The 11,158-nt window shown below is 70.9% G+C and carries 8 protein-coding genes and 1 pseudogene; 6 read left to right on the top strand and 3 right to left on the bottom strand.

Translation table 11 applies throughout. The features are described 5' to 3' along the window. Window positions 1–88 precede the first annotated feature (88 nt). Window positions 89–715: a TetR/AcrR family transcriptional regulator gene (locus EFE23_RS25895; protein ID WP_123243510.1), complete on the bottom strand. Its 627-nt coding sequence runs from the start codon at window positions 713–715 to the stop codon at window positions 89–91. 99 nt (window positions 716–814) lie between these two features. Between EFE23_RS25895 and EFE23_RS25890 the strand changes: the two genes are divergently transcribed. Both EFE23_RS25890 and EFE23_RS25885 read left to right on the top strand, forming a co-directional pair. Beyond that, entirely contained in the window at window positions 815–4,021 is a 3,207-nt protein-coding gene (locus EFE23_RS25890; RefSeq protein ID WP_123243509.1) for a bifunctional cytochrome P450/NADPH--P450 reductase, read from the top strand. 92 nt (window positions 4,022–4,113) lie between these two features. Continuing rightward, on the top strand, window positions 4,114–5,163 hold the full coding sequence (locus tag EFE23_RS25885) for a zinc-binding dehydrogenase (RefSeq protein WP_123243508.1): 1,050 nt from the start codon (window positions 4,114–4,116) through the stop codon (window positions 5,161–5,163). A gap of 364 nt (window positions 5,164–5,527) precedes the next feature. On the opposite strand, the pseudogene EFE23_RS29795 reads toward EFE23_RS25885, so the two are convergent. Together EFE23_RS29795 and EFE23_RS25875 are read right to left on the bottom strand one after the other, a co-directional pair. After that, window positions 5,528–5,807 (bottom strand): annotated as a pseudogene (locus EFE23_RS29795) (IS481 family transposase); the annotation flags it as partial. Between the two features lie 428 nt (window positions 5,808–6,235). Next, window positions 6,236–6,784 (bottom strand): TetR/AcrR family transcriptional regulator, encoded by a 549-nt coding sequence (locus tag EFE23_RS25875; RefSeq protein ID WP_123243507.1) that lies wholly within the window; start codon window positions 6,782–6,784, stop codon window positions 6,236–6,238. 366 nt (window positions 6,785–7,150) lie between these two features. Here EFE23_RS25875 and EFE23_RS25870 point away from each other — a divergent pair, with 366 nt between their 5' ends. From EFE23_RS25870 to EFE23_RS25855, 4 genes are read left to right on the top strand one after another with little or no spacing between them, the layout of a single operon-like run. Further along, window positions 7,151–7,888 (top strand): ABC transporter ATP-binding protein, encoded by a 738-nt coding sequence (locus tag EFE23_RS25870; protein WP_199737239.1) that lies wholly within the window; start codon window positions 7,151–7,153, stop codon window positions 7,886–7,888. Continuing rightward, window positions 7,885–9,225 carry an FtsX-like permease family protein gene (locus tag EFE23_RS25865; protein WP_123243505.1) on the top strand — a complete coding sequence of 447 codons (1,341 nt, stop codon included), beginning with the start codon at window positions 7,885–7,887 and terminating at the stop codon, window positions 9,223–9,225. The genes EFE23_RS25870 and EFE23_RS25865 overlap by 4 nt, the downstream gene beginning before the upstream one ends. Continuing rightward, window positions 9,222–10,442 carry a sensor histidine kinase gene (locus EFE23_RS25860; RefSeq protein WP_158675926.1) on the top strand — a complete coding sequence of 407 codons (1,221 nt, stop codon included), beginning with the start codon at window positions 9,222–9,224 and terminating at the stop codon, window positions 10,440–10,442. The genes EFE23_RS25865 and EFE23_RS25860 overlap by 4 nt, the downstream gene beginning before the upstream one ends. Further along, the gene (locus tag EFE23_RS25855) at window positions 10,439–11,080 is read left to right on the top strand and encodes a response regulator transcription factor (RefSeq protein WP_439650876.1); all 642 of its coding nucleotides are present in this window, start codon (window positions 10,439–10,441) and stop codon (window positions 11,078–11,080) included. Before EFE23_RS25860 ends, EFE23_RS25855 begins: the two co-directional genes overlap by 4 nt. The last annotated feature ends 78 nt before the right edge of the window (window positions 11,081–11,158 follow it).

Genomic DNA, 11,158 nt, shown 5'->3' with positions numbered 1-11,158 from the left:
TCACTAGCCGTCCGTCCATGCCGGCGATCGAGGGGAATGCCACCGCCCGGCTATCGGCATGTTGCATGTGAATTCATGAGCGCGGTCGTCAGGAAAGGCGCGCCTCGAGGCCCGCGACGAGGGTCTGGACCGCGAACTCGAAACTGCTATCGCTGTCCGCGCCCACGCCTGCTGCGGCGGTCGATGCCGCCTTGGCCGGTGCGGGTTGCATGGCGGCGAGGCGACCGAGGGCTCCGTTGCCCTCGGCGAGGAGGAAGCCCGAGAAGAGGCTGGTGAGGACCGCTCCCACGGGGGCAACCTCCGCGGCCGGCACGCCGGCGCTGTCGAGGATGTCGGTCAGTCCGGTCCAGAACGGGTCTTCCGGCTCGATGAAGTCGGGGCTGCCCAGGCTGTGCACGATGAGGTTGGGGTGCCGGTGCGCGAGCGCCCGGAAGTCCCTCGCGAACCTGCCCAGCTGTTCCTGCCAGGTCCCACCGTCGACTCGCGGTTGGAACTGCGCGGCGACGAGGTTCTTGACGCCGCGCAGCAGCGCGGCCTTGTTCGGCACGTGGTGGTAGAGCGACATCGGGTTCACCCCCAGCACCCCGGCCAGCTTCCGCATGCTCAGCGCGCCGACCCCGTCGGCGTCGATGAGCCGCAGCGCCGCGGTGTAGATGCCCCTCTCGGTGAGACGTGCGTCTCCTCGGCCGCCTGCGGCCTGTCCAGTCGTAGCCATACACCGTATGGTAGCAGCAGCCATACAGTGTATGGCTGACATCCGGAGCCCGGCCCCGTCGGCCGGTCACCGCCGGCAACCTCAAGGAATGGAGTCCACGTGTCGAGCAACCTTGGCACTATTCCCGCCCCGCGTGGGGTTCCGATCGTCGGCAACGCGCTGCAGATCCCGGCTGATGGACCGGCCGCGTTCTTCGAGGAGACGGCCGGTAAGTTCCCCGAGGGCATCTACCGGCTCGCGCTGCCCGGCCGTGAGCTCGTCCTGGTATCGGATCCGGACCTGGTGGCGGAAGTGTGCGACGAGTCGCGCTTCTACAAGCCGATCGAGAAGCCGCACAGCGACGTGCGGGCGATCGCCGGGGACGGCCTGTTCACCGCGAGGGGGGACGAGCCGAACTGGGGCAAGGCACACCGGATCCTGATGCCCGCCTTCAGCCAGCGGTCGATGAAGTCCTACTTTCCGGAAATGCTCGAGGTCGCCGAGGCGCTGGTCGGCAAGTGGCGGCGAAACGAGGGCAAGGACCTCGATGTGGTCGCCGACATGACCCGGCTGACCCTCGACACGATCGGGCTCACCGGCTTCGACTACCGGTTCGACTCCTTCGGCAGCGAGGAGGTCCATCCGTTCCTGCAGGCCTTGGCGGACTCTCTGCACGAGGCCATGGGACGGCTGAAGCAGCCGCCCTTCGTGACCGCGATGCGGCGCCGACAGATCCGGACGTTCGAGGAGAACGTCCGCGTCATGCAATCGCTCGTCGAGGAAGTCATCCGCGAGCGCCGCGCGGGTGGGGGCGATGACCGCCGGGACCTGCTCAGCCTCATGCTCAACGCGGTCGACCCCGAGACCGGCGAGCCGCTGTCCGACGAGAACATCCGCAACAACGTGGTGACGTTCCTCATCGCCGGGCACGAGACCACCAGCGGTCTGCTCTCGTACGCCCTGTACCAACTGCTGCGCAACCCGCACGTGCTGGCTCAGGCGTACGTGGAGGTCGACCGGCTGCTGCCCGGTGACACGGTGCCCACCTACGAGACGATCATGAAGCTGAACGTGATCCCGCGGGTCCTGGACGAGACCCTGCGTCTGTGGGGCCCCATCCCGGCGATCGCCCTGGCGCCGCACGAGGACACCGTGATCGGCGGCAGGTACGCACTGCCGAAGGACCAGCAGGTCATGGTCGTCATCCCGGCGCTGCACAAGCACCCCAAGGCGTGGGACCGGCCGACCGAGTTCGACATCGACCGGTGGCTGCCGGAGAACATCGCCCAGCACCACCCGCACGCCTACAAGCCGTTCGGCAACGGCGAGCGGGCCTGCATCGGCCGGCAGTTCGCCCTCACCGAGGCGCGGCTCGCCCTTGCCCTGGTCCTGCAGAACTTCGCGATCACCGACCCGAACGACTACCAGATCAAGGTCAAGGAGACGCTCACCCGCAAGCCGGACAACTTCCTGGTGCGGGTACGCTCCCGCCAGCCGTACGAGCGATTCGACACCGAGGTGCGGGCGGCGCAGGAGCCGCAGGCACCGGCGGTCGCGGTGAACGCCGTCGGCGTCACCCTGCGCGTCGCATACGGCTCGAACCTGGGCTCGTCGGAGGATCTCGCGCGGCAGCTGGCCGGCCGGGCCGAACAGTCCGGCTTCGACACCACTCTGCTCACCCTGGACGAGCTGGCCGACAACCCGCCCAGCGACGGGATCCTGGTCGTGGTCACGCCGAGCTACAACGGCAAAGCCCTGGACAACGCCCAGCGGTTCGACGCCCTGGCCGCCGCCGGCGGACTGCCGGCCGGGTCGATGTCGCAGGTGCGCATCGCGGTGCTGGGCAACGGCAACACGCACTGGGTGACCTACCAGGCCTTCCCCAAGCGGGTGGAGGCGGCGCTGCTGGCGGCCGGTGCGACGCCGATCGTGCCGCGCGGCGAGGTCGACGCGAACGGCGACTTCGACGGCATGGCGACCACCTGGACGGACGCATTGTGGACGGCGCTGGCCGAGCAGTACGGCGCGGACACCAGCACCACCGCCGGGGATGCGCTGTCGCTGGAGGTCCTCACCGAGGCGCAGGTACGCCCGGCCGTCGTCTCCGAGAGGGCGTACCCGATCACGGTCGTGGCCAGCGAGGAGCTGGTCGGCGATCCGACCGGCCTGTGGGACTTCAGCGTGGAGGCGCCCCGCCCGCAGGCGTTGTCGATCACCGTGGAGTTGCCCGACGGGGTCAGCTACGACACCGGCAACCACCTGGCCGTCTTCGGCAAGAACGACCCGGAGCTGGTGGCGCGGGCGCTGCGGTTGTTGCGGGTACCCGGCGACCAGGTGGTCCGGCTGCGCCGTGCGGAGGGCAGCCAACCCACCCATCTGCCGATCGACCTACCCGTGACCGCGGAGCTGCTGCTGACGGAGTTTGTCGAACTGCAGGAGGTCGCTACCCGCACCCACCTGCGGACGCTGGCCGAGCACACCCAGTGCCCGTGGACCGGCGGCCAGCTCAAGGGCTACCTCGATGACACCGACGAGGCGCGCCGGCGCTACCGGGACGAGATCCTCGCCAAGCGGGTCTCGATCCTGACCCTGCTGGAGCGGTTCCCCGCCCTCGAATTGCCGCTGGCCGTCTTCCTGGAGCTGGCCGGGCCGATCCGGCCGCGCTTCTACTCCATCTCCTCGGCCGCGATGGTCGAGCCGAACCGGCCGCGACTGACCGTCGGCCTGGTGGAGGGTCCGGCGCTGTCCGGCGACGGGGAGTACCGGGGGCTGGCCTCCCAGTACCTGGCCCGGCTGCGGCCCGGGGACGTGTTCTTCGGTTACGTACGCGTCCCGGCCCCGCCGTTCCACCCGCCGGCCGACCCCGCCACACCAATGATCCTCGTCGGACCCGGCACCGGGTTCGCCCCGCTGCGCGGCTTCCTCGAGGAGCGCGCCGCCCAGCAGGCCGGCGGTGTGGAGGTCGGACTGTCGAAGGTGTTCTACGGCTGCCGGCACCCCGAGCACGACTGGTTCTACCGCGACGAAATGCAGGCCTGGCAGCAGGCCGGTATCGCCGAGGTGCACCTGGCCTTTTCCACCGTGTCGGATCACCCGTACCGGTTCGTGCAGGACGCCATCACCGCCGACGGCGACGGTATCTGGGCCGCGATCGAGAACGGCGCGCACATCTACGTCTGCGGTGATGGCCGGCGGATGGCCCCGTCGGTACGCAAGGCGCTGGCCGACATCTACCGCAGCCACACGGACGGCACTGCCGACGACGCCGAGAAGTGGCTGGACCAGCTCGAGGCCGACGGGCGCTACCAGCAGGACGTCTTCGCCTGACCACCGTTCGGCGGTGCGGCCCGAAACGCCGCATCCGACCATCATGCCCCGCGCGGTGGGGGCCACCAGCACCGCGAGACAAGGAGAATGTCATGTCCACCATGCTTGCCGGCCGACTCGACTACAAGACGGGCGAGTTCGCGATGGAGGAGGTCCCCGTCCCGCAGCCGGGATCAGGCCAGGTGAGGATCAAGGTCGCCGCGGCCGGCATCTGCCTGTCCGACGTCCACCTCATCGACGGGAGCCTGCGCCTGGAAACCGGCGTCGACAAGGTGACCCTGGGGCACGAGGTCGCCGGCGTCATCGACGCGGTCGGGCAGCAGGTGCCCGCCGAATGGCAGGTCGGGCGGCGGGTGCTGCTGCAGGCCGGCCAGCCCTGCGGCGCCTGCCCGCCCTGCCTCCTCGGTCGGGTCGCGCAGTGCCAGCACCCGCTGACCCGTGGGGTCGACTACGACGGTGGCTGGGCCGAGTACGCCATCGCCGAGCACTTCACCCTCGTCGCCGTACCCGACGATCTTCCCCTGGAGCAGGCCGCGATCATCCCCGATGCGGTCTCCACCCCCTGGGGTGCCATCGTCGGCACCGGTGACGTACGCCCCACCCACGCCGTCGGCGTGTGGGGGCTGGGCGGTCTGGGCGCCCACGCCGTCCAGTTGCTGCGTCTCGTCGGGGCCGCCCCGATCGTCGCCGTGGATCCGATCCCGGACGCCCGGGCCCGGGCGCTCGCCCTGGGCGCCGATCACGTCCTCGATCCCCGCGCTGACGACTTCGCTGAGCAGGTGCGCCGGATCACCCACGGGCGTGGCCTCGACGTCGCCTTCGACCTGGCCGGTGCCCCGCCGGTCTGGACCCAGGCCCAGGAGGTCCTCGCCAACGAGGGCCGGCTGGTCCTGGTCGGACTGGCACCCCAACCGCTGACCATCCACCAGACGACCCTGTTCAGCTACCTGAGGCAGCAGGTCCGCGGGCACTATGGAAGCGCACCCGAGCACGTCGAGCAGCTCGTGTCCCTGGTGGGCCACCACCGCCTCGACCTCTCCGGATCGATCAGCGACGTGCTCCCGCTGTCCGAGGCGCCCCAGGGCGTCGAACGGCTCGTGAAGAAGGAAGGCAGCCCGATCCGACTGATCCTCAGGCCCTGACACCCACCGCGGGTCGTGAGACTCAAGGCTCCCGCCCCGCGTTCGGCGCCAGCGTGCCGGCAGGCCAGGTGGGCCTGCCGGCACGCCTGCCACGTTGACCGCGCTGGTCCGGGTCGAAGCCACCGGACAGGCACTACAAGGGCTCAGTCGCGGCGTTCGCAAACGGCTAACGGGCCAGCGGAGTTCACATCCCGCCCTGCGGTGAAGCGCTGGGCCTACCACCACAACCCCACCCGCACTTCGGGCAAGCACACAGCATGTTGGGCGTCCATTCCCGCGCCCACAGCTGGCTCCGGCAGTGAGGCCCGCAGAGGGATTGCAACGCCCCGGGTTGGATAGCGACCCGGGGTCGGTGGCAGACAGGGCGGCGTTCGATGCTGTCGCGACCGTGGATGTGCCAGCCTCCGCCGTCGCGTAGGCGTCCGGGTTTCTTGACGTCGACGTGGATCAGCTCGCCAGGCCGTTCGCGTTCGTAGCGGCGGACCGGCTCGCCGGTGGCCGGTGGAGCCAGGCCCGGGTGTAGGCCGCGCCGGGTCAACACGGCGTGCACCGTCGAGGCGGGTATCCCGAACATCGGTCCGAGTCGGTGGGTCCCGACTTTTGCGTTCCTGGCGCAGCCGGCAGACCCGTGCCTCCGACGCTGCTCCGCCGAGCAGCTTCTGCCAGTAGCGCGAGGTGATGAAGTGCGAATGGTCGATGCCCACCGCCAGGGCGACGATCGAGCAGGGGCGGCCAGCTCGACGACGCTGCTGAGCGCGATCAGGCCGGCCAGGCCGACACCGACGCCCATCATCAGCCGGGTCATCCCGGCCACCAGCGATTCGAAGGTGACCGCAAGGACGATCGCGGCGACCGCCGCACCGACTGCCTCGGCCGAATCGAACCCCCCGATCGGAGGGAATCACGGCCGCCGCAACCGAACTTCTGGAACACGGTTCGCTGGTCTGCGGTCACCTCGCCGAGGTCCTTGGCGGACTGGACCTCGATCCGGGAGTACCGGCCGTCGAGTTGCGGCGCTGCGACTCGGTGCCGGGCATCGTGAAGTTGCCTGTCGTCGGGCCTGGTGGGATGGTCAGTCGGCGGTCTCGAGCGCCCCGCTCAACAGCGCCAACAGCGTCTCGCGTAGTTCGTCGTCGGGTACGTCGTCGAAGTCGCCGGACGTCTCCGCGATCCCGGCGAGCATGACCCGCGCGGCGATCCGGGCGGCCCGGCGTTCGGGATGCCCGGCTATCGCGTCGACGAGTCGGTCGGCGAACCGTTCGAGGTGTGCGAACTCGGGGCTCTCGAGTAACTCCCGGAACTCGCCCCGTAGCAGGGCCATCTCCCGCCGGAACCGGACCGCGAGGTCGACGAAGCCCTCCATGGCGACCCGCTGTGCGCTCGCCGGATCGGCCGTGGCGGCGATGCCGCCCTCGAGCGCCCGAATTACCGTGAGCGCCGGGGCCATCAGCTCAAACAGGAGGGCTTCCTTGTTGGGGAAGTGGTAGAGCACCGCCGCCTTGGAGCAGCCCACGTCGCGGGCGATGTCCTGGAGCGAGGTGCCCTTGTAACCAGCGAATGCGAAACGTCGCGCCGCAGCCGCAAGGATCTCGTTGTGCATCTCCGGCGCCATCCGTGCCATGGCGTTCCACCTCCAGAACCAGCATGCCTGACCGATCGATCAAGGGCTGACCGGGCGGGCGGATCGATGGTATCGGTCACTCGTGTTGGTCGCGTGGCATCGAGGGAGCGAAGATGGCACAGGAGATACTCGCGGCGGCCGTTTCACGCGATGCTATGGCAGGTTAGCGGCAAGTTGTTCGCGCCATTGCGCGAAGCGTTGGCGCACTTCGCTGATGGACAAGCGGGCCCTCAAAGTGGCCAAGCCGCGGCGCCTGACCAGCACCAGACGAGTGGTCGGTATGACCTCGGCGGTACGGATAGCCGCACCCGTACTGTCCGGGCCGCCCGGATGTCTGGGACGCCGCCGGCGCCCAGGCTGAAGCGCATGGACAACGTGGTGGAAATTGATGGGGTGACCCGCAGCTACGGCTCGCGCCGCCGGCCGGTCGCCGCTCTTCGCGGTGTTTCGCTCGTGGTGCCGGCTGGCACGTTCGTGGCGGTCATGGGCGCAACCGGGTCGGGCAAGAGCACCCTGCTGCACTGCGCGGCCGGGCTGGACCGACCGACATCGGGCCGGGTCCGGCTGGTCGGGCGGGACGTCACGCGGATGCGCGAGGGCGCGCTGACCCGGCTGCGCCGCGACCGGGTGGGGTTCGTCTTCCAGTCGTACAACCTGCTGTCGGAGCTGACGGTACGGCAGAACGTGCTGCTGCCCCGGCGGTTGGGTGGCCCGCGCCCGCGCCCGCTTGACGAGGTGCTGGCCGAGGTCGGGCTGGCTGGGCTGGCCGGTCGGCCGGTCGGCGAGTTGTCCGGTGGCCAGCGCCAGCGGGTCGCCATCGCACGTGCGCTGGCGGGCCGTCCCGCCGTGGTGTACGCGGACGAGCCGACCGGGGCGTTGGATCCGGCGACTGGTGAACAGGTGCTGCGGTTGTTGCGGAGCGGGGTGGACCGGGCCCAGGTGACGGTGGTGATGGTGACCCACGACCCGGCCGCGGCGGCCTGGAGTGACCGGCTCATCCTGCTGCGTGAGGGCGAGGTGGTGGCGGACGGTCCGACGCCTGACCCGGAGACTATCGCGGAGCGGCTGCGCGCGACCGTGAGCGAGCCGGCGGTGGCCCGGTGAACGCGGGGCTGGTCAGGCAGGCGCTGCGCAAGCAGCCGTGGGCCTTCGCCGGACCGTTCGTCACGCAGTGCCTGGCCGCCGCGCTGGTGTCCGGCGCGCTGGGCGCCAGTTCCTCGCTGTCCCGCGCGCGGCTGGACCCGGCCGCCCGGCGGGCGCTGACCGAAAGCCTGATCCCCGAGATGGCGGTGCTGTTCGTGGTGGTGTCGGTGTATCTGACCGCGCTGATCGTCGGGCTCACCATGACGTCGTCGATCGCCCGGCAGGGCCGGGACATCGCGCTGGTGCGTGCGGTCGGTGCCACTCCCGGGCGGGTGCGTCGCGCGGTGGCGGCCCAGGCCGCTGTGGTGGCGGTGCCGGCGACCGTGCTCGGGGTACCGCTCGGCGCCCTGTTCGCCCACGCCTGGTTGGCGGGGCTCACCGGGCACGGGGTGATCCCGCCCGGCGTGACGTTTCACCCGTCGGCTGCGGCGCTGCCCGCCGCGTTGGGCATCACCGTCGGAGCATCACTGGTCGGCGCACTGGTCGCCGCGGTGCGCCCGGCGCGCGTGCGCCCCGCGACGGCGCTGACCGAGACGGCCGTCCCGCCGCGCCGGGTCAGCGTCGTGCGTACCGCGATCGGGGTGGTGCTCGTGGCCGGCGGCGTGGTGCTGTCGATCCTGATGGCGAACGGCGACCCGGCAAAGGCGGACGGGTCGAGTTTCTTCACGATGCTGGCCATGTGTGTAGGGGCCGGCTTCCTCGGTCCGGTGCTGCTGCGGCTGACCGCCCCGCTGGCGCGACTGTTCGGGGGTACCGGCACGATGGCGGCGGACAACCTCGCGGTGCGCGCCAAGGCGCTGTCCGGCGCCCTGGTTCCCTTGGTCCTCGCGATCGCGTTCGCCATGGTGAAGGTGGTCGCGCACACCACGTCCGTGCACGTGCACGGCGCGCCCGAGCCCGCGGCCCAGGTGTGGACGGAGTACTCCGGGACCGCCGTCTACGTGGCGTTCGCCGCGGTCGCCGCGGTCAACACGCTGGTGACCGTGCTGCTGGCCCGGCGCCGGGAGTTGGCGGTGACCCGGCTGGTCGGGGCGAGCCGGGCCCGGGCGCTGGCCGTGGTCGTCTGCGAAGCCCTGACGGTGACGATCACCGCTCTGGTGGTGGGTACGGTGGTCGCGATGGTCACCATGGTCCCGATGCTGCACGGCATGCTGGGCACGTGGACGCCATACCTACCATCCGGCCAGCTGGCCGGCGGCCTGGCCGCGGTGATCGGGCTGGTCCTGCTGGGGACCGTGGTGCCGGCGCTGGTCGCCATGCGCCGCCCGCCGGTGGAGTCGCTGGCGGTGGACCCGTGAGATCGGTCGCCGGCACGGTCCTGCGCGCACCGGTGGCCGCCCGAACCTGGCGTGAGGTCGGGTACGCGGTCACCGGCACCGTGCTGGCCGTGCCGACGTTCGCGGTCGCACTACTGGGGCTGGTGTGCTCCGCGCTGTCGCTGCTGACGATCGGTCTGCCGCTGCTGACCGGTGTGCTGGTGCTGGCCCGGCTGACCGTACGGTATTTCCGTGGGCCGGCTCGGCTGTTCCTCGGCTGGAGCTGGCCGAACCCGCCGCCCGCACGCCGCCGGGGGCTGGGCCCGATGCGCTGGGCAGGCGCGGTGCTGACCGACGCCAGCGGCTGGAAGGCCCTCGCGTACTGCTTCGCCCGGCTGCCGCTGATGGCCGCAGCCGCCTACCTCGGCGGGGTCCTCATCGTCGGAGGGCTGCTCGGGATCACCTATCCCGTGTGGATGCACCGTTTTCCGCAGGACCCACCATGGGGCGGCCCCTGGGGCCTGGCCGGGCAAGGGTTGGCCGCGCTACTGGCGTTTCCCTGGTACTTCCGGCTCATCGTATGGCTGGACCGGCGGTTGATCCGGGCACTGCTGGAGCCGAGCCCGGATCAGGCCCGGATAGCGGCGCTCGAGGCCAGCCGGGCCGCGCTGCGGGCGGACTCGGCCGCACTGCTGCAGCGGGTGGAGCGGGATCTGCACGACGGTACGCAGGCCCGGCTGGTCGCGCTGGGCGTGACGCTGTCCCGCATGGCGCATCGGGTCGACGAGCCAGAGCTGCGGGTGATGGTGGCGCAGGCCCGGGGCGCGGTGATGGAGGCGCTGACCGAGCTACGAGACATCGTGCGGGGCATTCACCCGCCCGCGCTGGACGCTGGTCTGAGCACCGCGATCGAGACCCTGGCCGCGCGCAGCGCGGTGCCCGTCGATGTGCATGTGGCCCTGCCCGAGCGGCCGGCGCCCGAGACGGAGTCGGCGCTCTACTTCAGCGCCGCCGAACTGCTCACCAACGTGGCGAAGCACGCCGGGGCCAGCCGGATCCGGCTGGACCTCCGCGCGGCGGGTGGGGCGCTGCGCCTGGCCGTCACCGACGACGGGCGCGGCGGGGCGCGGCCGGGAAGCGGAGGTACGGGTCTGGCCGGGCTGGTCCGGCGGATCGAGTCGCTGGACGGGGCGCTGCGGGTGGACAGCCCACCCGGTGGGCCGACCACCATCACCGTGGAGTTGCCGTGCGAGTTGTGATCGCCGAGGACAACCCGTTGCTACGTGACGGGATCAGGTTGCTGCTGACCGATCACGGATTCACCGTGGTGTCGACGGTCGACAACGGTGAGGACCTGCGGGCGGCGGTCGGCGAGCACCGGCCGGAGGCAGCGGTGGTCGACGTGCGGATGCCACCGACCTTCACCGACGAAGGCTTGCGGGCGGCACTGGCGATCCGGGCGGCGCACCCGGGCACCGGCGTGCTGGTCTTCTCGCAATGGGTGGAGACCCGGTACGCGCGGCAACTGATCGCCGAGCATCCCGAGCGGATCGGGTACCTGTTGAAGGACCGCATCGTCAGTACCAACGATTTCGTTGACGCGCTGCGCCGGGTGGCCGCCGGTGGGACAGCACTTGACCCCGAGGTGGTGCGGCAGTTGCTGGCGGCGCCCGCGGTGGACGAGGGCGTCGCCCGCCTCAGCGAGCGGGAGCGGGAGGTCCTGGGGATGCTGGCCGAAGGCCGCTCCAACGCTGCCATCCGCGAGACGCTCCACCTCGCCCCGCGCAGCGTGGAGAAGCACGTGACCGCCATCTTCACCAAGCTGGACCTTCCCCCGGCGCGAACCGACCACCGGCGGGTACTCGCCGTGCTGCGCTACCTGAACGCGGCGCGTTGAGTCCTACCGCAGCTGGCTGGTGCACGTCTGGAAGCGCAGAACAGCCCGCACTCCGGCGGTGGGTCGGCTCCGCAGCTT

This window comes from Micromonospora solifontis (assembly GCF_003725545.1).
GTDB classification, from domain to species: domain Bacteria; phylum Actinomycetota; class Actinomycetes; order Mycobacteriales; family Micromonosporaceae; genus Micromonospora; species Micromonospora solifontis.
This window is presented reverse-complemented; position numbering and strand designations above follow the sequence as displayed.

Excerpts from the sequence above, each read along its gene's own strand:
- EFE23_RS25895 (WP_123243510.1), bottom strand. The coding sequence starts at position 715 with ATGGCTACGACTGGACAGGCCGCAGGCGGCCGAGGAGACGCACGTCTC.
- EFE23_RS25885 (WP_123243508.1), top strand. The coding sequence starts at position 4,114 with ATGTCCACCATGCTTGCCGGCCGACTCGACTACAAGACGGGCGAGTTC.
- EFE23_RS25870 (WP_199737239.1), top strand. The coding sequence starts at position 7,151 with ATGGACAACGTGGTGGAAATTGATGGGGTGACCCGCAGCTACGGCTCG.
- EFE23_RS25875 (WP_123243507.1), bottom strand. The coding sequence starts at position 6,784 with ATGGCACGGATGGCGCCGGAGATGCACAACGAGATCCTTGCGGCTGCG.